Raw genomic sequence first — 21,634 nt, 5'->3', positions numbered from 1 at the left:
CGCATGAGCACCGACATCCGCCTCGTCGTCCTCGACATGGCCGGCACCACCGTCGCCGACGGCGGCCTGGTCGAGCAGGCCTTCCGCGCCGCCGCGGCCGAACTCGGCGTCGCCGACGGCAGCGCCGAGCACGCCCGCATGCTCGACCACGTCCGCGCCACCATGGGCGAGTCCAAGATCTCCGTCTTCCGCCACCTCTTCGGCGACGAGGACCGCGCCCGGCAGGCCAACCGCTCCTTCGAGGCCGCGTACCACGACCTCGTCGACGCCGGGCACTGCAGCCCGCTGCCCGGCGCCGCGGAGGCGATCGGGCGGCTGCGCGGCGCCGGCCTGAGGACCGTCCTCACCACCGGCTTCTCCCGCGCCACCCAGGACCGGATCCTCGCGGCGCTCGGCTGGCAGGACATCGCCGACCTCACCCTCTGCCCCGCCGACGCCGGCCGCGGCCGCCCCTACCCGGACATGGTGCTGACCGCGCTGCTGCGCACCGGCACCGACTCCGTCCGGCAGGTCGCCGTGGCCGGGGACACCGGCTACGACATGCTGACCGGCACCCGGGCCGGCGCCGCCGTCGTCGCGGGCGTCCTCACCGGCGCCCACGAGGAGCAGCGGCTGCGCGCGGACGGCGCGACCCACGTGCTGGCCTCGGTCGCCGACCTGCCGGAGCTGCTCGGCGTCTGACGGCGGGTCGGGGTGCCTCAGGCCGCCTTCAGCCGGGCCACCTCGCGGGCCCGCTGGTCGAGGTGGGCGACCGTCCGGTTGCCCAGGTGCGGGCGCAGGCCGCTGCGCAGCGCGCCGAAGTGCTCGTCGCCGCGGACGCTGCTGATCCCGGCGTAGTCGTCGAGGAAGGACGACCAGGTCGCGGCGGCCGCCTCGACGTGGCCGTGCTCCATCTGGCGGCGGGCCAGCAGGCCGAGGCCGTGCACCCGGCCCTGCCGCTCGGCCCGCGGCCGGACCCGGTTGGAGGTCTGCAGCGCCGCGATCGAGCCCGGCAGGTCGCCCAGCTCGTACAGCACGTGCGCGAGGTGGAACTGGTACGCCGCCAGGTCGTAGCCGCCGACCGCGTCGTTGCGGCCGTCCGCCTTCGCGAGCGCCGCCTCGGTCTCGGCCAGCCGGGCGAAGGCCTGCCGCCGGTCCTTCACCATCGCCGCCCCGTGCGCCTGCTGGCCGCGCAGGAAGGCGGTGAGCCGGGGACCGGCGGCGGGCGCGGCCTGCGCCGCCGAGTCCGCGTACTCCAGGGCGCGCGGCCCGTGGCCCAGGCTGGAGGCCTGCAGCGACATGCCGCGCAGCGTGCGGCAGTACGTGACGTGGTCGCCGGCCTGGTCGGCGAGGCGCAGCGCCTGCACGTAGTACGACTGGCCGAGGCCCTGCGCGAGCTCGTAGACGGCGGACCAGCCGGCCAGGTAGGTCAGGTCCGCGGCGGCGGCGAGCATGTCGCCCTTCGACCGGTCGCTGCCGGCCGCCTGCAGCCACGGGCCGACGCTGTTCACCAGGAAACTCGCCATCATGGGGCGGGCGTGCGCCGCCCCCAGCTCGTCCAGGATGCCGGCCAGCCGGTCGGTCATCGTCCGGACGGTGGCCACCTCGCCGTCGCCGATCCGCACCGTGCGGCCCGCGGCCGCCCGGTCGATCCGCTCGGCGGCCTCGCCGAACCCGGGCACCGCCAGCGCCGCGGAGTACAGTCCGGCGGCCAGCACGCTCCGGCGGGACGGGTCCATGTCGGCCCGGCCGAGCGCCACCAGCCCGCTGACCGGATCGGTGGCCTCGTGGTCGCCGAGCCCGGTCTCCTCGGCCGCCACCGGCCGGCCCAGCCGCCGCGCGAACGCCTCCCGCACGACCCCGGCGACCTCCGCGCGCGGCCGCGACCCGGCCAGCCAGTGCGACACGGTGGTCTTGTCGTACGTGAGTCTGAGCCCGGCCTCCGCGCCGGTGCGGCGGACCGCCCGGGCGAGCTGGTCGTTGCCCCAGTCCGCCTCGCGCATCAGCGCGGCGAGAGCGGCGTTCGGTGTACGCGTGCGTCGTCCCATGTCGGCCTCGACTCGTGTTCAACCGGTTCAACCCTGTCCACAGCATGGACTGTTCTCTCCTGTGGAGTAAACGAGTTGACTGAACGTGAGCCGTTGGAGGGACTGGATCCGGCGGCTCCCCGCGGCCTGCCCCGGTTTCCCCCCCACCGGCGGCAGGCCGCGTCCCCGCCGTCCCGGGAGAGCAGGAGCGACCCATGACGACCGCCGCGAGGTCATCGACCGCCGTGACGCGCCAGGCGCCGCCCGCCGTCGCCGAACTGCCGTGCGAGGAGCGGTCGGCGCAGCTCGCCCGCGGGCTCGTCCGGGCCCGCCTCGGCCACCTCGGGCTGGCCGCGCTCGTCGAGGACGCCGAACTGGTGGTCTCCGAACTGGTCGGCAACAGCGTCCGGCACTGCGGCGGGCGGCGGATCCGGGTCGCCGTCCGCCGCCGGCTCGACGGCCGGGTCCGGATCAGCGTCGAGGACGCCTGCCGCACCCCGCCGACCCTGCTCACCGCCACCGAGGACGACGAGTGCCACCGCGGACTCGCCCTGGTCGACACGCTGGCGGACCGGTGGGGGACGGCGCCGACCGCGTGCGGGAAGGTGACCTGGGCCGACCTGCGCTGAGGGCCCGTACCCGCGGTGTGTCGCCCGGACGGCGTGCGTGGCTCCGCCGGTGATCGGGACGGCCCGGTCTAGCGTGAGGGGGTCGGCCGGACCGGCCGCGGCTGAGGAGGGCGCCCGTGTCGTCGCATGCCCGCTGGTTGACCGTCTCCCTGGTGATGCTCATGGCGGCCTGCGCGACCGCGCCGCGGACCAGCGCCGGGCAGTCGTCCGCGACCCCGCGGCCGGGGTCGACGTCCGCGTCGAGAGCGGGGAGCGCCGCCGTGGGTCCGTCGCAAGCACCCTCGTCCGCGTCGGCCGACTCGGCGGAGCCGACCTGGCGGACGCTGACGCCCCCGGCGGCCGGGCCGGTCACCGACGAGCAGCTGGCCGGACAGCGGATCGTGTACTCCTACCCCGGCCCGGTCGTCCCCGACTCCGTGCTGGCGGCCGTCCGCGGCGGACGGGCCGCCGGGGTGATCTTCTTCGCGGAGAACATCCCCGACACCGCCACCCTGCGGACGGCGGTGGACCGGCTGCGCGAGGCGCAACGGCAGAGCCCGGTGGCGGCCCCGCTGCTGCTGATGACCGACCAGGAGGGCGGCAGGGTCCGGCGGCTGCCGGGTGCGCCCGAACTCTCGGCGCGGGAGGTCGGCGAGTCCGCGGACGCGGTGGCGGTGGCCGCCCGCACGGGCACCGAGGCGGGCAGGAACCTCGCCGCCGCCGGCCTGAACGTCAACCTCGCACCGGTGCTGGACGTGTACGAGGCGCCCGGCAACTTCATCGACGCCAAGCACCGCTCCTACGGCCAGGACCCGGCCGTGGTGGCCGACCTGGCGGCGGCCTTCGCGGTGGCCCAGCGGCAGGAGGGGGTGGCCGCCACCGCCAAGCACTTCCCGGGGCTGGGCACGGCGCCGGCCGGGATGAACACCGACGCCGGCCCGGTGAGCCTGCCGGTGCCGCTGGAACGGCTGCGGTCCGCGGAGGAGGCGCCCTACCGGGCGGCGCTGGCGGTGGGAGTGCCGCTGGTGATGCTCTCCTGGGCGGTCTACCCGGCGCTGGACGCCGAACGGCCCGCCGGGCTGTCGCCGGCCGTGGTCCGCGGCGAACTGCGCGAGCGGCTGGGCTTCCGCGGGGTGACGGTGACCGACGCGCTGGAGGCCGGGGCGCTCGACGGCTTCGGTGACACCGGCGCGCGGGCGGTGGCGGCCGCCGCGGCCGGGATGGACCTGATGCTCTGCTCCGCCCGCGACGCCGACCAGGGCGAGCGGGCGGCGCAGTCCCTGGCGGGGGCACTCGCCGACGGCCGGCTGGACCGGGCCGGCTTCACCGCCGCGGCCGCCCGGATCGCCGCCCTGCGGGGCGCCCTGCGGTGAGTTGCCGGGCGTCCCGCGGGCGGGACGTCAGTGCAGGGTGCCCGCGTACCTCCGCAGGAAGCGGGTGCCGGTGCCGGCGGTCACCACGACGTCGTAGCGGCCCTGGTCGAGCGGCCAGTCGACGGTGGTGGCCGAGCCGGGGGCGACCCAGACCGTACGGGCGGTGCCGGCGTAGTCGTTCGGGGTCAGGGTGAACGAGCACTCGGTGCGGCCGTCGTTGGCGAGCCGCAGGGTGATGCTTCCGGTGCCGACAGCGGCGGTCACCGAGGGCACGGCGACGTCGTCCTGCGGGGCGCGCACCACCGTGCCGGCGAAGCGGCGGACGAAGCCGTCCGGGCCGTGCACGGTGAAGTCGTAGCGGCCGTCGGTGGACGCGGCGTCCCAGGTGTACGTGCGGCTCCCGCCGGCCGGGACGGTGTACGGGGTGCCGGCGAACGGCAGCGCGATGTTCGGGTAGACGGTGTACGGGAAGGCCACCGCACCGGAGTTGGCCAGGATGCAGGTGACCGCGCCGGTGCCGCGGTCGACCGCGGCGTCCGCCCACGGCCGGTACGGCAGCTTCCGGTGCGGGCGGCTGCCCGGCTCCTGGGCGGGCATCGCCTGGGCGCCGGTGGCGGGCAGCTTGACCGCGGGCAGCTTGGCCCCGGCGTCCGCCTTGGCCATCAGGGCGACGGTGTCCGGCAGCGCGGGGATGCTGAAGTCCGGTGCGGTGAAGTCGAGGCAGCTGGTGAGGTCGCCGCAGACGGCCCGCCGCCAGGCGGAGATGTTCGGCTCCTGGACGCCGGTCACCAGCTCCAGGAAGCGCAGCACCGAGGTGTGGTCGAAGACCTGCGAGTTCACCCAGCCGCCGCGCGACCAGGGCGAGGCCACCCAGAGCGGCACCCGGTTGCCGAGGCCGATCGCCCGGCCCTGGGTGTACTCCTCCGCCGTGCCCGGCTCCGGGGTGGGCGGCACGACGTGGTCGAAGTAGCCGTCGTTCTCGTCGTACATCACCAGGAAGACGGTGTGCTGCCAGACCGCCGGGTTCGACATCAGCGACTGGAGCGCCGTGTTGACCCAGTGCGCGCCGTAGTCCGGGCTGGCGCTGGGGTGTTCGCAGAACAGGTAGGGCGCGACCAGCCAGGAGACGGTCGGCAGGGTGCCGTCCTTGCAGTGCTGGTCGAAGGCGGTCAGGTCCCACTTCGTCATCGCGTTCACGTACCGCGGGTCGGTGGCGGGGAAGGCGTGGAACTGCTTGAAGTAGGAGAGCGCGTTGTCGTCGTAGTCGCCGGTGCGGTCGTCCTTGCTCGGGTTGTGGTAGACCCGCCAGCTCACCCCGGCGGTCTGCAGCCGCTCGGCGTAGGTCGTCCAGTCCGCGACGGGGTTGTCGGTGACGGGGGTGTTGTCGATCCACGGGCCGGTGGTGCCGTCCCGGCCGGGGCCGGCGGTGCCCGTCCACAGGTAGAGCCGGTTGGGGTCGGTCGGGCCGGCCATCGAGCAGAAGTAGGCGTCGCAGAGCGTGAAGGCGTCGGCCAGCGCGTACTGGTACGGGATGTCCTCGCGGGTGAAGTAGCCCATGGCGCGCTCGCCCTTGGCGGCGATCCACTTGTTCATCGCGCCGCCGTTGATCGCCTGGTGGCCGGTCGCCCAGTCGTGCGCGAGGCCGCCGGCGTTCTGCGCGTTGTACTTGGTGGTGTCCATCCGGAACGGCAGCATCGCGCCGCCGTCGCTGCGGCCCGCGTCCGGCTGGCGGAAGACGTCGGTGCCGTCCGGGAACTGCAGTGCCTGCCGGTCGGCGAAGCCGCGGACACCGTTCAGGGTGCCGAAGTAGTGGTCGAAGGAGCGGTTCTCCTGCATGAGGATCACCACGTGCTGCACGTCGGCGATCGAACCGGTCGCACCGGCCGCCCGGGCGGCGGTGGCGGGCAGGCCGACGGCGGCGGCCGCGCCGGTGGCCGCCGTCGCGGCGACGAAGCTGCGGCGGCTGAGCTGGGGGGTCATGGCACGGCCTCTCAGAGGGTGAAGGTGGCGACGGCGGCGGCGGTGTCGCTCGGCCAGCCGTTGGCGGCGGCGTTCGGCTCGGCCTGCGGCCAGCCGGTGGCGAGGGTGTGCGCCTCGACGAGGGTCAGCGCACCCGCGAACTGGACCTGGTCGATCCGGTCCTGCGGCTCCGGCTTGCCGCCGCGCACCGCCCGGGTCGGCGACCAGGTGTTCCCCGGGGAGGCGACCGGGTCGGGGTGCGCACTGCGGAAGGCGTCGGTCAGACCGGCGTCCCGCAGGGCGGTGGTCACCGGCCAGGCCAGCGCCGGGCGGCCGCCCTGGCCCGTCCAGTCCAGGTGCGAGGGCGAGGCGAGGTCCGCGGCGAGCACCACCCGCTGACCGGCGGCGATGTCGGCCTGCACCGCCGTGGCCAGCGCGACGGCCTGCTTGCCGCGGGTGGACGCGGCCTCGGCGGCCTGCACCTGGGCGGCGGTCTGCCCGTCCTGGACCGCGTACGGGCCGTAGTTCGCCTCGTCCAGGTGCGCGGCCCAGAAACGGACGGTACGGCCGCCCGGCAACTGCACCGTGGCGCCGGCGGCGGGCAGCGAGGCGGTCGGCGCGGTGACGGCGGTCAGCGGCCAGCGGCTGAGGATGCCCACGCTGCCGGAGCTCTGGTACGCGTACCAGCCGAGCGCGGTCGCCAGGGCCTGCGCGGCGGTGCCGGCGGTCTCCTGCAGCGCGACCACGTCCAGGCCCTGGGTGAGGACGGCGGCCAACTGCTTCTCCACCGCGTCGGTGAACGCCGCACCGGCGTTCGCCAGGTTCCAGGTCGCCGTCTTGAGGGTGAACGGCCCGGCCGGGTCGCGGACCGGGACCTGCACGGTCACCGTGTCGGTGGCACCCGCCGGGTCCTTGATGCCGACGGTCACCACCGCGGGGTGCGCCTGCGCGGCGGGCGCCGTGCCGCTCACCGTGCCGTCGGCGGCCACCGACAGCCAGGAGTCGCCGGAGACCTTCCGGTACGCGGCGGCGCCGGTGCCCTTCGTCCACAGGCCGGCCAGCTTCACCGAGACGGCCGTGCCGGGCGCCACCTGAGCGGCCGTCAGGGCGTCCACCACGGCGTGCGGCCGCGGCGCCGCAGGCTTCGGGCGGAAGGTGAACGGCGCGGTCTGCGCCAGGACGCCGTAGCCGTCCTTCGCCAGCAGGTACGCGGTGTACGGGCCGCCGGTCAGTGCGGAGGTGTCCAGCTGGACGTCCCCGGAGGTGCCGGGCGTGTACTTCCACAGCAGCGAGGACCCGTTGCCCGGCTGCCGGGTGCCGTCGTAGATCCCCACCCAGTTCTTCGGGTCCGGGGAGCCGGTCGTCCAGTGGAAGGTGATCCGGTCGCCCTCGGTCGGGTTCGCCGGCGTCGCGATGACGAGCGTCGAGCCTGTCGCCACGGAAGTCCTGTCCGCCGCACCGCCCTTGGTGCAGCTGGTTCGAGTTGGCTGAACAACTCGGACCATTGACCCGGCCCCCGGCGGCCCGCGGATGAACGCGACATGACGCCCCGTCGGAAGAACCGCGAACCCTGCCCCGAACCGGCGGGTCACCCCGTGCCCGCCGGCCGGGCGTCAGTGGCCGCCGCGGAGGTTGATGACGACGACGCCCGTGATGACCAGGGCGATGCCCAGCCACTGGAGGCGGCCCAGGGGTTCGGCGAAGAAGGTGGCGCCGATCGCGGCGACGGCCGCCGTGCCCGCGCCCGACCAGACGGCGTAGGCCACCGAGACGGGGATGTGCTTCAGGGCGCGGCCGAGCAGCAGGAAGGAGAGCACGTAGCCCAGGGCCACCCCGATGCTCGGCCACAGGCGGCTGAAGCCGTCGGTGAGTTTGAGCAGGCTGGTGGCGCAGACCTCGCTGGCGATGGCGAGCGCGAGCAGCAGGTACGGCATCAGGCCGGCCGGGCGGCGGCGAGCGCGTGCAGCAGGGCCACGTCGGCCTCTTCGAGGCTGTCGAGCAGGGTGATCCGGCCGCGCGCGGCGATCGGCACGGTGGACGGCACGGCGAGCACCGCGCAGCCCGCCGCCGCGGCGGAGGCGACCCCGGCCGGGCTGTCCTCGACGGCGACGCAGGCGGCCGGGTCGAGGCCCAGGCGGGCGGCGGCGGCGAGGTACGGGTCCGGGTCGGGCTTGGTGCGCTCGGTGTCCTCGGCGGCGAGGGTGGTGGTGAACCAGCGGTCGCCGATCGCGCCCAGCACCAGGTCGACGACGCGCCGCGGCGAGGCGGAGACGAGTGCGGTGGGCACCTCGGCGGTGCGCAGGGCGGCGAGCAGATCGAGGGCGCCGGGCCGGGGGACGACCTCGGCGGCGACCTTGCCGGCGAAGGCCCGGTTGAGCTGCTCGACGAGGTCCGCCTCGGCCCGGTCCGTGCCGCTCGCCCGGTGCAGGTGGGCGGCGGTGTGCTCGGCGGCCCGGCCGAGCACGTGCGGGAGGTCGGAGTCGTCGAGGGAGAGGCCGAGCTCGGCCGCGGTCTCGGCGGCGGCCTGCCACCAGAGGGGCTCGGTGTCGACGAGTGTGCCGTCCATGTCGAACAGGACGGCGGCGGGGGTGTGCGGCATGGGTGAACCTTACGCAGTCGGATGAAATGAGGGGCGCGGGGGACCGCGCAGTCCGGTGCAAATGTCGCGACGGCACGGGCCGAGCCCGGACCTGTACGTGACCCGCATCCGAATCGCGCAGTTCTCCGCGCCCCTGACGGGTTTCCCGATCTACCGCCGGCGGTCGACGAGGACGGGGCGGTCGGGGAGGGTGATGTCGGCGCGGCTGCCGGGGGGCAGGGCGGCGGCGGCCTCGGTGGCCAGGTCGGCCTTGACCTCGGTGCCGTCGGCGAGCCGGGCGGTGAGCCGGGTGACGGCGCCGAGGAAGGAGGCGCCGGTGACCTGGGCGGCGCCGTCGGTGTCGGGGCGCAGCACGACGTTCTCCGGCCGGACGAGCACCTCCAGTGGGCCGTCCGCGGGCAGCGTGCCGTCGACCGGGTACGTCCGGCCGAGCAGGGCGACACCGGCGACGGCGCGCTCGCAGGGGATGCGGCTCATGGTGCCGACGAACTCGGCGACGAAGGCGGTGGCCGGGCGGGCGTACAGCTCGGCGGGTGCCGCGCACTGCTCCAGGCGGCCGGCCCGCAGCACCGCGACCCGGTCGGCCATGGAGAGGGCCTCCTCCTGGTCGTGGGTCACGAAGAGGGTGGTGATGCCGAGTTCGCGCTGGAGGCGGCGGATCTCCTCGCGCAGGGTGAGCCGGACCTTCGCGTCCAGGGCGGACAGCGGCTCGTCGAGCAGCAGCACGCGCGGGGTGAGGGCGAGGGCGCGGGCGAGGGCGATCCGCTGCTGCTGGCCGCCGGAGAGCTGGTGCGGGTAGCGGGCGGCGTGCTGCGGCAGGCCGACGAGTTCCAGCAGTTCCTGGGCGCGGGCGCGGCGTTCGGCCTTGCCGGTGCCGCGCATCCGCATCCCGAAGGCGACGTTGTCGAGCGCGGTCAGGTGCGGGAAGAGGCTGTACGACTGGAAGACCATGCCGGCGTCGCGGCGGTGCGCGGGGATGCCGGTGACGGGCTTGCCGTCGACGAGGACCTCGCCGGCGTCGTGGGTCTCGAAGCCGGCCAGGATGCGCAGCGCGGTGGTCTTGCCGCAGCCGGACGGGCCGAGCAGGGCGAGGAGTTCGCCGGGGCGGACGTCCAGGTCGAGGCCGTCCAGGGCGGTGGTGGCGCCGAACGCGCGGCGCAGGCCGCGGAACTCGACGGTGGCACCGCCCGCGGCGGTCGCGGTGGGCGGGGTGTGCGGGGCGGCGGTGCTCATGCGGGGTCTCCGGGTCAGGAACGGGCGGGTGCGGGGCGGCGCTCGCGGCCGGCGGCGGCGAGCAGGAGCAGCAGCACCCAGGTGATCAGCAGGCTGAGCACGGACACCGCGACGGACATCTGGCCCTGGCTGTTGCCCACCGAGTACACCCAGACCGCGAAGGGCTGGTAGCCGAGGATGGAGGCGGCGGTGAACTCGCCGAGCACCAGGGCCAGGGTGAGGAAGGCGGCGTTCAGCAGGGCGCCGCGCAGGTTCGGCAGGACGACGGTGACGACGGCGCGCGGCCAGCTCGCGCCGCAGCTGCGGGCCGCCTCGACCAGGGTGCGGACGTCGACGGCGCGCAGGCCCGCGTCGAGGGCGCGGTAGGCGAGCGGCAGCGACATCAGCACGTAGGCGATCACCAGGACGAGCGGGAACTCGGGCTGCTGGACGAACACGATCGTCTGGAAGAAGGGCGTGTCCATCAGGTGGTCCGGGCCCCAGCGCAGCACGCCGATCAGGCCGGCGGTGAAGGCGACCGGCGGCACTACCAGCGGCAGGGTGCAGACCACTTCGAGCACGGCCCGCATCCGGGCGGTGCCGAGCCGGGCGGCGATCAGCGCCGGGACGAGCAGCACCAGGAGCACCACCACGGTGGCGGCGGCGAGTTCGAGGGTGAGCAGCAGGGCGTCGGTGAAGCCGGGGGCGCTCAGCAGGCCGGTGTAGGCGTCGAACTGCACGCCGCCGTTGGGGTCGTCGACCGAGAACCAGACCGAGGCGGCCATCGGGACGAGGAAGTACAGGCCGGCGACGAGCAGCACGGCCCCGCGCCACGGGCGCGGGCGCCGGCCGCCGCCGGCCTTCGGGGTCAGCTGAGCCATCGGGCGCTCCGGCGCTGGAGGGGCAGGTAGACGGCCATCACCAGGACGGCGACGACGATCATGTCGAGGCTGAGGGCGAGGGCGAGGTTGCCCTGGCCGACCAGGACGTTGCCGGAGAGCGCGTCGGCGATCGACCGGCTGATCAGGGGCACCGTCGCGCCGACCATCGCGGCGGCGGTGGCGTACGCGGCGAAGGCGCTGCCGAACAGCAGCACGTAGCCGCCGAGCAGCGAGGGCAGCAGGATCGGCAGGGCGACGTGCCGCCAGTACTGCAGGGCGGTGGCCCGGTTGTTGGCCGCGGCCTCGCGCCACTGCCGGCGCAGTCCGTCCAGGGCGGGGGTGATGGTGAGCACCATCAGCGGCACCAGGAAGTACAGGTAGGCGATGCTCAGGCCGGTGAAGCCGTAGAGCGTCCAGCCGTGCTCGGTGAGGTGGAACAGCTTGGTGATCTCGCCGGCGTTGCCGAGGGTGGCGACGAAGGCGAAGGCCAGCGGCAGGCCGCCGAAGTTGGCGAGCACGCCGGAGGCGGTCAGCACCGCCTCGCGGACGGCGCGGAAGCGGGAGGTCACCACGGCCTGGGCCAGCGGGAGGCCGACCACGGTGCCGATCAGGGCGGTGAGCGCGGAGAGCCTGACGCTGCTCAGCAGGGCCGTCCAGTAGGCGCCCTGCACCGAGTCGGTGACGTTGGCGGTGGTGAACGAGCCGGCGCCGGTCTCGGCGTCGGAGGAGAGCGTGAACGCGCCGGTGGCGATGGCGATCGCGGGCAGGCCGAAGCCGATCGCGAAGAACGCCAGGAGCGGCAGCGCGGCCAGCCAGGATCCGCCGCGCAGGCGGCGGGCCCGGGGGGCGGGCGGGGGAGTCGCGGGCCCGGCGGCCACGGCGCCCGGGCCGCCGCCGGGGTCAGCGGCGGCCGGGGCCGGCACCGGGGTGGGAGCCGTGGTCATGGTGTCGATCAGCCCGCGATCGCCTTGGTCCAGTTCTCGGTCACGACCTTCTTCGCGGCCGTGATCTGGTCCTGGGTCGGGAAGGTGGTGAAGGGCTTCTCGACGGTCGGCAGCTTGGCGGCCGCGGCGGTGTCGAGGGTGCCGTCCTTCTTCATGGCGTCGAACAGCGCCGGGGTGGCGTAGCCGCCCAGGTAGAGGTTCTGGCCCTCGGCGCTGAACAAATACTCCTGCCACAGGCGGGCGGCCGCCGGGTGCGGGGCGAACTTGTTGATGCCCTGGTTGTAGTACTGGGCGTAGGAGCCGTCCGAGGGGACGGAGACCTGCCAGTCGATGCCCTTGCCCTTGAACTCGTCGGTGTAGCCGGCGTTCAGGTACGACCAGTCGATCGAGATCGGGGTCTCGCCCTTCTCGACGGTGGCCGGGGTGGACTCGACCGGGTTGAAGTTGCCGGACTGCTTCAGCTTGGCGAAGAAGTCGATGCCGGGCTGGATGTCGTCCAGCGAGCCGCCGTTGGCGAGCGCCGCCGCGTACACGCCGCCGAAGGCCGAACCCGACTTGGTGGGGTTGCCGTTCAGCGCGACCTTGCCCTTGTACTCGGGCTTCAGCAGGTCGGCGAAGGTCTTCGGGCAGGTGCCGACGCGCTTGGCGTCGCAGCCGATCGAGATGTAGCCGCCGTAGTCGTTGACCCGCAGGCCGGCCGGGTCCTTCATGGTGTCGGCGACCTTGTCGAAGCCGGCGACCTTGTACGGGGCGAGCAGCCCGTCCTTGGCGGCCTGCAGCGCGAAGGCGCTGCCGAGGTCGACCACGTCGGGGGCGCGGTCCTGGCCCTTGCGGGAGGTGATCGCGTTGATCTCGTCCTGGCTGGAGCCGTCCGGGTTCTCCTCCTCGATCTGGATGCCGTACTTGGCCTTGAAGCCTTCGAGGATCTTGCCGTAGTTCGCCCAGTCGTGGGGCAGCGTGATGACGTGCAGCTTCCCCTCCTTCTTGGCGGCGGCGACCAGGGCGTCCATGCCGCCGAGGTCGGCCGCGGAGGCGGCGTCCTTGGCGGCCTTGGCACCCGCCGCGGGCTTGCCGGCGTCGCCGGAGGCCGCGGAGGAGCCCGCGGAGCCGCAGGCGGACAGGGAGAGCGCGGCGGCGGTCAGCACGGCCGCGAAGGCGGCGGCACGGGCGCGGTGCACGGTCACGGATGGTTCTCCAGGGTGAGGGGCGCTGCTGCGGGATTCGCTCGGGGAGGCGCCGGTCGGACCGGCCAAGTTGGCCAGCCAACTTTCGGCGACGCCGGTAAGTACGCCGGAGAGCGGTGACGGGAAGGTGAACGGACGCCCCAGGACAGGGGGCGGCTGCGGGAACGGTGGAGACCGGCCCGCCGATCGGTGATCGAAAACGGTTACAGTCGGTGCCGTCCGCCCCGCGCCGAATGCGGCGGACACCTGCCAGGAAGGACCACACCGCCGTGCCAGCAGACCCGGACCGCGCAACCGGCGCCCTCTACCGCACGGTGGCCGCCGACCTCCGCGAGGCGATCACCACCGGCCGCTACGGCGAGGCCGGTCGCCTCCCCGCCGAGGGCGCCCTCGCCGAGCGGTACGGAGTCTCCCGCGGTACCGTCCGGCAGGCGCTCGCCCTGCTGCGCGCCGACGGCCTCGTCACCTCCCGCCGCGGCACCCGCCGCGTCGTGCTCGGCACCGCCCGCGTGCAGAGCTTCTCCGAACTGCTCAGCTTCACCCACTGGGCCCGCTCCATGGGCGAGGAGCCCGGCGGCCGGCTGGAGTCGCTCGTCCGCCGCCCCGCCGACGCCACCGAGTGCGAGCTGCTCCGTCTGGAGCCCGGCTCGGAGGTGTACGTGACCCTCCGTCTGCGCACCCTCTCCGGGACGCCGGTGATGGTCGAACGCACCGTCTACCCGCCGCGGGTCGGCGAGATCGTCGCCGAACTCCCCGCCGACGCCGTCTCGCACACCGAGCCGCTGCGCGAGCACGGCATCCTCTTCACCGACGCCGACCACACCATCGACGTGGTCGCCGCCAACACCGAGGACGCCCGTCTGCTCGGCTGCCGCCGCGGCAGCCCGCTGCTCCGCGAGAAGCGCCGCACCACCGACCCTACCGGCACGCCCGTCGAGTGGTCCCAGGACCGCTACCTGCCCGGCACGGTCGCCTTCTCCATCCACAACTCCCTGGCCTCCTCGGCCCTCTCGCGCCACGCCCGCGACGGCGACTGACCGGAGCCGCGCTCCCGCCGACCGGCCGCGTCCGCCGCCGGTTCGCGGCAGGGTTCACGACCGTGCCCCGGCGTCGCTGGGCGGTGCGGGCGGCCGGGGGAGGTGCGTGTGTGCCCGTGGGGTCGTACGCCGTGGTGCCGTGCCCGGCACGGGGCCGCCGTCGGTGGGCACGGGGACGGCTCTGCCGGGCGGTCGGGCGGCGGGTGCCGTGGGCGGCGGGCCGTCGGTCGTGGCACTCCGCCGGGCCTTTGTCGGCTGACGACCCGTCGCGCCGGGACGGCCGGGGTGGTGTCGTCGTGTCGCCCGGTGGGCGGTGCGCCTGTGCCCGTGGGGTCGTGGACGGCTCTGCCGGGCGGTCGGGCGGCGGGTGCCGCTGCCGGAGATCGGCGGGGCGTGCGAGAGGCGGGTTGAAACCTCGTCAGGTGTCACCCGATCGGGTCGAGTGTGCGGCGAGTCGGGTGCTGCGGCTCGCCCGGACGGCCGCGGGTTGGTGCACTCGTGCTGCACGGTCCGTCGGGGCCGGTGCGCGAGGGAGGGGAACCCCATGGCACGGACCGGACCGACAGGGCGGGTGGAGCGGCTGCTCCGGCGGGCGGTCACCCTGGCGCTCGCCTGTGCGGCGGCCACCGCGGCGGCCCCGCCCGTTCCGGTCGCCGACCCGGACGGCCCGGACGGCCCGGCCGACCGCGTCGCCCCCCGGGCAGCCGGCTGGCACGCCGTCCGGCTGCCGTCCGCCCCGCGCAACCAGGAGCTCCGTTCGGTCGCCGCGCTCGGGCCCGACGCGGCGTGGGCGGTCGGCTACGAGGAGAGCCAGGCCGGCGGCGCCCCGCTGGTGGAGCGGTACGACGGGCGGGTCTGGCGCCGGCTGAAGGTGCCCGGCCACCGCGGTGCGGGCAGCCTGGAGGCCGTCCTGCCGTTCGGGCCGGGCGACGTCTGGGCGGTCGGCAGCCGCAGCGACCCGGCGGCCGGCGAGGACCGCGGTCTCGCCGAGCACTGGGACGGCCGCGCCTGGCGCGAGGTCCCGCTGCCCGCCGGGCCGGCCGACCGGTCCGTCCACCCGCTGGCCCTCGCCGCCGCCGGCCCGCGCGACCTGTGGGCGGTCGGCGCCACCGCGCATGACCGCACCACCGCCCCCCGCCCGCTGGCCCTGCACTGGGACGGTTCGGCCTGGCGCACCGTCCCCACCCCGGGGACGGAGGGCGACGCCGCGCTGCTCGGCGCCGCCGCCGACCGCGCGGGCGGACTCTGGGCCGTGGGCGTCGCCTACGACCCGGACGGCACCGGCCGGCCGCTGACCGAGCACTGGGACGGCCGGGCCTGGCGCATCGTCGACGCCCCCGGCGAGGACGGCCGCAGCACCACCCTGGAGTCGGTCGCCGTGCTCGCCCCCGACGACGTGTGGGCGGCCGGCTCCAGCACCGACGAGGACGGCCCGGCCCGGCCCTACCTGCTGCACTGGGACGGCGGCGACTGGCGGCCCGCCGACCCGCCCGCCGATGCGGAGGGCCAGCTCCACGCGGTGGCCGCCGCCCCCGACGGCACCCTCTGGGCGGCCGGCGAGCAGCCCGGCGCCGCCGTCCCGGCCTTCACCCTCCGGTACCGCGACGGCGCCTGGACGCACCACCCGGCCGACCCGGCCGCGGCCGGCGCCTCCTTCTTCTCGGTCGCCCCCGTCCCCGGCACCGGCGCGCTCTGGGCCGTCGGCTCCACCCAGCCGCAGCTCCAGGACGCCTGGCACCCCGTCGTGGAGTCGTACACCCCGTGACGGCCGCGCCGGGCCGCCGTGGCACAGTGACCGGATGCTGCTGCCCCCCGAGAACGCCCGCTTCGTGACGGGTCCGGTGCCCCCGCTGCTGCTGCTCGGTGCGGCGCCCTTCCACGCCGCGCTGCCCGTGCTGGCCGACGGCCCCGACGGGAAGATGCCGATCTGCGCGGGGTGGACGCTGGTGCCGAGTCTGATCATGTGCGTGGTCGACGGACCCGGGGAGGCCGGCTGCGTGATCCCGACGCTCACCTCTCCCGGCGACCCGGAGGAGGCCGCGTACATCGACGCCTGGTGCGCCGAGGCGGCGGAGGCCGGCGGCGCCGTGGTGGTCTCCCTCGACGCGATGCCCGAGCAGGTGGACTGGGCCGAGGTGTTCGGCGGGGACGCCGCCCGGGGCGGGTTCGTCGCGCTCGCGGCGCTCGCCTGACACCTGCTTCGCAGCCTGGCGGCGGCGGCCCGTGGGTAGAGTGCGGGACATGAGCGATGGCGCGGTGCTGCACATCAAGGGGCGAGTGCTGGTCGGGCCCGAGGACGTCCGGGACGAGCTGTGGGTGGTGGACGGGCGGGTCACCTTCGACCGCCCCGCGCACGCCGCCGACGTCCGCACCGTCGCCGGCTGGGCGATGCCGGGCCTGGTCGACGCGCACTGCCACGTCGGCCTGGACGCGCACGGCGCCGTCGACGAGGCCACCAGCGAGAAGCAGGCGCTCACCGACCGGGACGCCGGCACCCTGCTGATCCGCGACGCCGGTTCGGCCGCCGACACCCGCTGGATCGACGACCGCGAGGACCTGCCGCGGATCGTCCGGGCCGGGCGGCACATCGCCCGGACCCGCCGCTACATCCGCAACTACGCGCACGAGATCGAGCCCGGCGACCTGGCCGCGTTCGTCCGGCACGAGGCCCGGCGCGGCGACGGCTGGGTCAAGCTGGTCGGCGACTGGATCGACCGCGAGGAGGGCGACCTCACGGCCTGCTGGCCCGGGGACGCGCTGCGCGAGGCGATCGCCGCCGCGCACGAGGAGGGCGCCCGGGTCACCGCGCACTGCTTCGCCGCCGCGTCGCTGCCGGACCTGATCGCGGCCGGCATCGACTGCATCGAGCACGCGACGGGGCTCACCGAGGAGTTGATCCCGCAGTTCGCCGAGCGCGGGGTGGCCATCGTGCCGACCCTGGTGAACATCGCCACCTTCCCGAAGCTGGCGGCGGGCGGCGAGGAGAAGTTCCCGGCCTGGTCGGCGCACATGCGGCGGCTGCACGAGCGCCGGTACGACACGGTGGGCGCCGCGCACGACGCGGGCATCCCGGTGTACGTCGGCACCGACGCGGGCGGCTCGCTCGCGCACGGCCTGGTCGCCGAGGAGGTGGCCGAGCTGGTGAAGGCCGGGCTGTCGGCCACCGAGGCGCTGTCGGCGGCGAGTTGGGCGGCCCGCGCATGGCTGGGCCGGGACGGCCTGACCGAGGGCGCACCGGCCGACCTGGTGGTGTACGCCGAGGACCCGCGGGCGGACGTCCGGGTGCTCGCCGATCCGCAGGCCGTGGTGCTGCGCGGCCGGGTGGTGGCCTGAGCGGGACGGCGCCGGCGCCGTCCGCGAGTAGGGGCGGGGCGCGGACGTCAAGCTCCCCGACGGCGTGTCGGCGGGGGCCGCTAGGGTGATCACCATGGCACCCCGTCCCCTGCACGAGATCGTCGAACCCGGCTGGGCCCGCGCCCTGGAGCCCGTGGCGCCGCGTGTCGCCGCCATGGGCGACTTCCTGCGCGCCGAGCTGGCGGCCGGCCGCACCTACCTGCCCTCCGGCCCCAACGTGCTGCGCGCCTTCCAGCAGCCGTTCGACCAGGTCCGCGTCCTGATCGTCGGTCAGGACCCGTACCCGACCCCGGGCCACGCGGTGGGCCTCAGCTTCTCCGTGGCGCCGGACGTCCGGCCGATCCCGGCGAGCCTGGTGAACATCTACCGGGAGTACGGGACGGACCTCGGCTTCCCGCCGCCGTCCAACGGCGATCTCACTCCGTGGACGCAGCAGGGCGTGCTGCTGCTCAACCGCGTGCTCACGGTGGCGCCGCGCACGCCCAACGCGCACAAGGGCAGGGGCTGGGAGGAGGTCACCGAGCAGGCGATCCGCTCGCTGGCCGCCCGGGGCGGCCCGCTGGTGGCGATCCTCTGGGGCTCGGCCGCGCGCAACCTCCGTCCGCTGCTGGGCGGGATCCCGTCGATCGAGTCGGCGCACCCCAGCCCGATGTCCGCGGACCGCGGTTTCTTCGGCTCCCGCCCGTTCAGCCGGGCCAACGAGCAGCTCGTCCGGCAGGGCGCGCAGCCGGTGGACTGGCGCCTGGCGTAACGGAGTTGGCGTCAGTCTCGGGTGCCGCGGCCGGCGGGTGTCAGGCCGCGGCGTCAACCTCACCCGAAGGAGTGAACTGACGCTCCGTGGTGCTCGGGTGACGCACGGTTCGAGTGAGACTGATTGTCAGTCCAGAGCACGAGCCCCGTCCCCGGACCGGTGCGCGCCCCGCTTTCTCCGCGCCCGCGCCGGGGATGTCTCCGCGCCCCGCGCGGGGTGACGTCCCCGCGCAGGGCGACGTCGGTGGCGCGCTCCTCCTCGTCCATGTGTGGGGGTCACTCCGTCATGCCGTCCCGTTCTTCCGTCCGCGCCGTCGCCGCCTCGCTCGCCGCCTCCGCGCTCGCCGTCTCGCTGCCGGCCGCCACCGCGCAGGCCGCCACGCCCAAGGGGTCGGCGGGCAGCGCCCGGGCGGTCACCGCCGAGGTCGACCTGGAGGTGTCGCTGCTCGACAAGGCGGTGCGCGTCCCCGTCGACGCGACCCTCAACAAGGTGCAGACACCCGCCGAGCGGGACGCCTCGATGCTCACCGCGGCGGTGGACGGCGTCGACCGCGGCCGCCCGGTCACCCTGGTCAAGGCGGACGTCGGCCGCTCGGTCACGCACTCCGACGACCGGGGCACCTCGGCCTCCGTGACGCTCGCCGACGCGGACGTGCACGCCCCCGGCCTGCCCGGCACCACCCTGCTCGGCCTGCAGGCGCTCTCCGCCGAGGTCACCTGCCCGGTGGACGGGCGTCCCACCGCCAAGGTGACCTCCCCGCTGAAGCTGACCGTGCTGGGCCGCCCGGTCAGCGTCGGCCTGAACAGCCCGAGCCGGGTCGCCGTGCCCGCCGTCGGCACGGTGGAGGTGGAGTTCTCCAAGAAGACGGTCACCACGACGACGGCCGCGGCCTCCGCCCTGGAGGTGTCGGTCGACCTCAATCCGCTCAACCTCAACGTCGCCCGGGTTACGGGCAAGGTGACGGTCGCCTCCGTTTCCTGCGAGAAGCCCACCGCGGCGCCCGTGGTCCAGACCTCCCGGCCCGCTCCGAAGCCGACGAAGGCCGACCTCCCCGTGCCCGCCGGGCAGCCCGGGGCGCTCGCCTCCACCGGCAGCAGCGGCACCGGCACGCTGGTCGGCGGAGCGGCGACGCTGCTGGTCACGGGCGGTGCGGCGCTCTGGGCCACCCGTCGCCGACGGGCCCACGCACGCCGCCGCTGACCGCCCCGGGTGAACCAGCCGTCCCACCGGTGCGCCCACATCCCGAGACGTGCACTGTCCGAGGGTGAGCGTGCCGCCGCGGACGGTTGGTTCACATGGGCGTTACATAGGAGGAACAACCGGGAAACGGCGGCTTGCAACGCTACGCGGGCACCCACCACCCAAGCAGTGAGGTTCACCGCAATGGCAATCAAGGCCGAGTACATCTGGATCGACGGCACCCAGCCGACCGCCAAGCTCCGTTCCAAGACTCGGGTGCTGCCGAACGCGGACAAGATCCCCACCTGGGGCTTCGACGGCTCGTCGACCAACCAGGCCGAGGGCCACGCCTCGGACCGTGTGCTCGAGCCGGTGAAGGTCGTCAAGGACCCGATCCGCGGCGGTGACAACATCCTGGTGCTGTGCGAGGTCTTCGAGATCGACGGCACCCCGCACGTGTCCAACACCCGTGCGAAGCTCCGCCCGATCGCCGAGCAGTACGCCGCTCAGGAGTCGATCTTCGGCATCGAGCAGGAGTACACCTTCTTCAAGGGCTCCCGCCCGCTCGGCTTCCCCGAGGGCGGCTACCCGGCCCCGCAGGGCGGCTACTACTGCGGCGTGGGTGCCGAGGAGGTCTTCGGCCGCGAGATCGTCGAGCTGCACCTCGACCGCTGCCTGGACGCCGGCCTCGCGATCTGCGGCATCAACGCCGAGGTCATGCCCGGCCAGTGGGAGTTCCAGATCGGCCCGGTCGACGCGCTGACCGTCTCGGACGACATGTGGATCGCCCGCTACCTGCTCTACCGCACCGCCGAGGAGTTCGGCATCGACGCCACCCTGGACGCCAAGCCGGCCCGTGGCGACTGGAACGGCGCGGGTGCGCACACCAACTTCTCCACCAAGGCGATGCGCGAGGGCTACGACGCGATCATCACCGCCTGCGAGTCGCTCGGCGCCTCCCAGGAGAAGGTCATGGAGCACGTCAACCAGTACGGCGACGACATCCAGTCCCGCCTCACCGGCAAGCACGAGACCGCCCCGTGGAACGTCTACTCCTACGGCGTCTCGAACCGCGGTGCCTCCGTCCGCATCCCGTGGCAGGTCGAGGTGGAGCAGAAGGGCTACATCGAGGACCGCCGCCCGAACGCGAACGTCGACCCCTACGTCGTCACCCGCCTCCTGATCAACACCTGCTGCGAGGCGCTGGAGAAGGCCGGCCAGGTCTGATCCGCGCTCCCCAGAGCCTTCGCCCGCCGCTCCCTCCGCACCGCGGAGGCGAGCGGCGGGCGCTTTCCGTACCCGCCGCGCACGGCCTTCCGTAGGGTGGTTCCATGGCGGACGACCCCGACCCCACGCCCGACTTCACGCCCGAGCAGACGGCCCGCGGCCGGGCCCTGCGGCGCGCCCAGGTGCCGTGGCTGCTCGGCGGTGCGCTCACCGCGCTCGCCCTCACGCTGGTGCTCGGCCTCACCCCGGCCGGTGCCGGGCTGGTGACGTGGGCGGGCGGCCTGTTCGGCGGCTCGCGCACCGCCGAGGTGCTGGGCGGTGCGGCGGCGCTGGCGGTGCTCGGCCAGGCCGTCCGGATGCCGTTCGGGGCCCGGATCAGGGCCGTCCGCGCCCGCTACGGCCTGGTCACCCAGGGCTGGGGCGGCTGGGCGCTCGACGCGCTGCGCGGCCTCGGTCTCGGGCTGGCGCTCCTCCTGCCCGCCGCGCTCGGCCTGTACGCCCTCACCGGACGCTCCCCGGACCGCTGGTGGATCCCCGGCGCGGTGCTCGCCGCACTGCTGGTGACGGCGCTGTCCTTCCTGCACCCGCTGCTGATCGAACCGGTCTTCAACCGCTTCTCGTCGATGCCGGCCGGCCCGCTGCGGGACGCCCTGCTGGGCCTCGCGGACCGGGACGGCGTCCGGGTGCGGGACGTCCTCGTCGCGGACGCCTCGCGCCGCACCACCGCGCTCAACGCCTACGTCTCGGGCCTCGGTTCGACCCGCCGCATCGTGGCCTACGACACCCTGCTGAACACGGCCGAGCCGCGCGAGGTGGAGCTCGTCGTCGCCCACGAACTCGGCCACGTGAAGCACCGGGACGTGCTGACCGGCACCCTGCTCGGCGCGGCCGGGGCCGCCGCGGCCACCGTGCTGATCGGGCTGGCGGCGAACTGGCAGCCGCTGCTGGACGCGGCCGGCGGCGAGCCCACCGCCGACCCCCGCTCGCTGCCGCTGCTGGCCGCCCTGGCCGCGCTGATCGGGTCCGCGACCGGCCCGCTGCAGGCCGCCGCCAGCCGCCGCATCGAGGCCCGCGCGGACCGGCACGCCCTCGAACTCACCGACGACCCGGAGCAGTTCATCGCGATGCAGCGCCGCCTCGCGGTGGCCAACGTGTCCGACGTCGACCCGCCGCGCCTGCTGGTGCTGCTCTTCGGCACCCACCCCAGTGCCACCCGCCGGATCGCCGCCGCCCGCGCCTGGCGCCCGGCCGCCGCGCCGCCGGCCGCGGCACCCCCGGCCGGCTGAGGACCGGGCGCCGCCGACTGCCGTGCCGGCGTCC

General features: G+C 75.1%; 20 protein-coding genes. 11 read left to right on the top strand and 9 right to left on the bottom strand.

What is annotated here, in order from left to right:
• Positions 1 to 3: 3 nt before the first annotated feature.
• On the top strand, positions 4 to 681 hold the full coding sequence (locus ABD353_RS03745) for a phosphonatase-like hydrolase (protein WP_344621989.1): 678 nt from the start codon (positions 4 to 6) through the stop codon (positions 679 to 681).
• Between the two features lie 17 nt (positions 682 to 698).
• On the opposite strand, the gene ABD353_RS03740 is transcribed toward ABD353_RS03745, so the two are convergent.
• Complete coding sequence (locus ABD353_RS03740) at positions 699 to 2,027, bottom strand: NsdA family TPR-like regulatory protein (protein WP_344621988.1); 1,329 nt, start codon at positions 2,025 to 2,027, stop codon at positions 699 to 701.
• A gap of 194 nt (positions 2,028 to 2,221) precedes the next feature.
• Here ABD353_RS03740 and ABD353_RS03735 point away from each other — a divergent pair, with 194 nt between their 5' ends.
• Both ABD353_RS03735 and ABD353_RS03730 read left to right on the top strand, forming a co-directional pair.
• Entirely contained in the window at positions 2,222 to 2,635 is a 414-nt protein-coding gene (locus ABD353_RS03735) for an ATP-binding protein (protein WP_344621987.1), read from the top strand.
• Between the two features lie 260 nt (positions 2,636 to 2,895).
• On the top strand, positions 2,896 to 3,987 hold the full coding sequence (locus ABD353_RS03730) for a glycoside hydrolase family 3 N-terminal domain-containing protein (protein ID WP_344621986.1): 1,092 nt from the start codon (positions 2,896 to 2,898) through the stop codon (positions 3,985 to 3,987).
• Positions 3,988 to 4,014: 27 nt separating this feature from the next.
• On the opposite strand, the gene ABD353_RS03725 is transcribed toward ABD353_RS03730, so the two are convergent.
• The 8 genes from ABD353_RS03725 to ABD353_RS03690 form a co-directional block, all read right to left on the bottom strand.
• The gene (locus ABD353_RS03725; protein ID WP_344621985.1) at positions 4,015 to 5,967 is read right to left on the bottom strand and encodes a phosphocholine-specific phospholipase C; all 1,953 of its coding nucleotides are present in this window, start codon (positions 5,965 to 5,967) and stop codon (positions 4,015 to 4,017) included.
• A gap of 11 nt (positions 5,968 to 5,978) precedes the next feature.
• Positions 5,979 to 7,385, bottom strand: coding sequence for an endonuclease/exonuclease/phosphatase family protein (locus ABD353_RS03720; protein ID WP_344621984.1), 1,407 nt, complete (start codon positions 7,383 to 7,385; stop codon positions 5,979 to 5,981).
• A 174-nt stretch (positions 7,386 to 7,559) separates the two neighbouring features.
• Positions 7,560 to 7,880, bottom strand: coding sequence for a DMT family transporter (locus ABD353_RS03715; RefSeq protein ID WP_030266578.1), 321 nt, complete (start codon positions 7,878 to 7,880; stop codon positions 7,560 to 7,562).
• Positions 7,880 to 8,545 (bottom strand): HAD family hydrolase, encoded by a 666-nt coding sequence (locus ABD353_RS03710; protein WP_344621983.1) that lies wholly within the window; start codon positions 8,543 to 8,545, stop codon positions 7,880 to 7,882. Before ABD353_RS03710 ends, ABD353_RS03715 begins: the two co-directional genes overlap by 1 nt.
• 150 nt (positions 8,546 to 8,695) lie before the next feature.
• Complete coding sequence (locus ABD353_RS03705) at positions 8,696 to 9,778, bottom strand: ABC transporter ATP-binding protein (protein ID WP_344621982.1); 1,083 nt, start codon at positions 9,776 to 9,778, stop codon at positions 8,696 to 8,698.
• A 14-nt stretch (positions 9,779 to 9,792) separates the two neighbouring features.
• Positions 9,793 to 10,638 carry an ABC transporter permease subunit gene (locus ABD353_RS03700; RefSeq protein WP_344621981.1) on the bottom strand — a complete coding sequence of 282 codons (846 nt, stop codon included), beginning with the start codon at positions 10,636 to 10,638 and terminating at the stop codon, positions 9,793 to 9,795.
• On the bottom strand, positions 10,626 to 11,582 hold the full coding sequence (locus ABD353_RS03695; protein WP_344621980.1) for an ABC transporter permease: 957 nt from the start codon (positions 11,580 to 11,582) through the stop codon (positions 10,626 to 10,628). Before ABD353_RS03695 ends, ABD353_RS03700 begins: the two co-directional genes overlap by 13 nt.
• Before the next feature lie 8 nt (positions 11,583 to 11,590).
• Entirely contained in the window at positions 11,591 to 12,766 is a 1,176-nt protein-coding gene (locus tag ABD353_RS03690) for an ABC transporter substrate-binding protein (protein WP_344621979.1), read from the bottom strand.
• A 269-nt stretch (positions 12,767 to 13,035) separates the two neighbouring features.
• Here ABD353_RS03690 and ABD353_RS03685 point away from each other — a divergent pair, with 269 nt between their 5' ends.
• From ABD353_RS03685 to ABD353_RS03650, 8 genes are all read left to right on the top strand, one after another.
• A complete protein-coding gene (locus ABD353_RS03685) occupies positions 13,036 to 13,803 on the top strand; it encodes a GntR family transcriptional regulator (RefSeq protein ID WP_344621978.1) in 768 nt (255 codons plus the stop codon).
• Between the two features lie 544 nt (positions 13,804 to 14,347).
• Positions 14,348 to 15,568, top strand: a complete 1,221-nt coding sequence (locus ABD353_RS03680) for a hypothetical protein (RefSeq protein ID WP_344621977.1) — start codon at positions 14,348 to 14,350, stop codon at positions 15,566 to 15,568.
• Positions 15,569 to 15,602: 34 nt separating this feature from the next.
• Entirely contained in the window at positions 15,603 to 15,995 is a 393-nt protein-coding gene (locus ABD353_RS03675; protein ID WP_344621976.1) for a hypothetical protein, read from the top strand.
• A gap of 49 nt (positions 15,996 to 16,044) precedes the next feature.
• Entirely contained in the window at positions 16,045 to 17,136 is a 1,092-nt protein-coding gene (locus tag ABD353_RS03670) for an amidohydrolase family protein (RefSeq protein WP_344621975.1), read from the top strand.
• 94 nt (positions 17,137 to 17,230) lie between these two features.
• The gene (locus ABD353_RS03665) at positions 17,231 to 17,908 is read left to right on the top strand and encodes a uracil-DNA glycosylase (RefSeq protein ID WP_344621974.1); all 678 of its coding nucleotides are present in this window, start codon (positions 17,231 to 17,233) and stop codon (positions 17,906 to 17,908) included.
• Between the two features lie 285 nt (positions 17,909 to 18,193).
• The gene (locus tag ABD353_RS03660) at positions 18,194 to 19,108 is read left to right on the top strand and encodes an SCO1860 family LAETG-anchored protein (protein WP_344621973.1); all 915 of its coding nucleotides are present in this window, start codon (positions 18,194 to 18,196) and stop codon (positions 19,106 to 19,108) included.
• 183 nt (positions 19,109 to 19,291) lie between these two features.
• Positions 19,292 to 20,314, top strand: a complete 1,023-nt coding sequence (glnII, locus tag ABD353_RS03655) for a glutamine synthetase GlnII (protein WP_344621972.1) — start codon at positions 19,292 to 19,294, stop codon at positions 20,312 to 20,314.
• 104 nt (positions 20,315 to 20,418) lie between these two features.
• Positions 20,419 to 21,600: a M48 family metalloprotease gene (locus tag ABD353_RS03650; RefSeq protein ID WP_344621971.1), complete on the top strand. Its 1,182-nt coding sequence runs from the start codon at positions 20,419 to 20,421 to the stop codon at positions 21,598 to 21,600.
• Positions 21,601 to 21,634 lie beyond the last annotated feature (34 nt).

Source organism: Kitasatospora arboriphila (assembly GCF_039528095.1).
GTDB classification, from domain to species: domain Bacteria; phylum Actinomycetota; class Actinomycetes; order Streptomycetales; family Streptomycetaceae; genus Kitasatospora; species Kitasatospora arboriphila.
This window is presented reverse-complemented; position numbering and strand designations above follow the sequence as displayed.

Coding starts and splice junctions, on each gene's coding strand:
- ABD353_RS03745 (WP_344621989.1), top strand. CDS start 4: ATGAGCACCGACATCCGCCTCGTCGTCCTCGACATGGCCGGCACCACC.
- ABD353_RS03740 (WP_344621988.1), bottom strand. CDS start 2,027: ATGGGACGACGCACGCGTACACCGAACGCCGCTCTCGCCGCGCTGATG.
- ABD353_RS03735 (WP_344621987.1), top strand. CDS start 2,222: ATGACGACCGCCGCGAGGTCATCGACCGCCGTGACGCGCCAGGCGCCG.
- ABD353_RS03725 (WP_344621985.1), bottom strand. CDS start 5,967: ATGACCCCCCAGCTCAGCCGCCGCAGCTTCGTCGCCGCGACGGCGGCC.
- ABD353_RS03715 (WP_030266578.1), bottom strand. CDS start 7,880: ATGCCGTACCTGCTGCTCGCGCTCGCCATCGCCAGCGAGGTCTGCGCC.
- ABD353_RS03710 (WP_344621983.1), bottom strand. CDS start 8,545: ATGCCGCACACCCCCGCCGCCGTCCTGTTCGACATGGACGGCACACTC.
- ABD353_RS03705 (WP_344621982.1), bottom strand. CDS start 9,778: ATGAGCACCGCCGCCCCGCACACCCCGCCCACCGCGACCGCCGCGGGC.
- ABD353_RS03700 (WP_344621981.1), bottom strand. CDS start 10,638: ATGGCTCAGCTGACCCCGAAGGCCGGCGGCGGCCGGCGCCCGCGCCCG.
- ABD353_RS03695 (WP_344621980.1), bottom strand. CDS start 11,582: ATGACCACGGCTCCCACCCCGGTGCCGGCCCCGGCCGCCGCTGACCCC.
- ABD353_RS03680 (WP_344621977.1), top strand. CDS start 14,348: ATGGCACGGACCGGACCGACAGGGCGGGTGGAGCGGCTGCTCCGGCGG.
- ABD353_RS03675 (WP_344621976.1), top strand. CDS start 15,603: ATGCTGCTGCCCCCCGAGAACGCCCGCTTCGTGACGGGTCCGGTGCCC.
- ABD353_RS03670 (WP_344621975.1), top strand. CDS start 16,045: ATGAGCGATGGCGCGGTGCTGCACATCAAGGGGCGAGTGCTGGTCGGG.
- ABD353_RS03665 (WP_344621974.1), top strand. CDS start 17,231: ATGGCACCCCGTCCCCTGCACGAGATCGTCGAACCCGGCTGGGCCCGC.
- ABD353_RS03660 (WP_344621973.1), top strand. CDS start 18,194: ATGCCGTCCCGTTCTTCCGTCCGCGCCGTCGCCGCCTCGCTCGCCGCC.
- glnII (WP_344621972.1), top strand. CDS start 19,292: ATGGCAATCAAGGCCGAGTACATCTGGATCGACGGCACCCAGCCGACC.
- ABD353_RS03650 (WP_344621971.1), top strand. CDS start 20,419: ATGGCGGACGACCCCGACCCCACGCCCGACTTCACGCCCGAGCAGACG.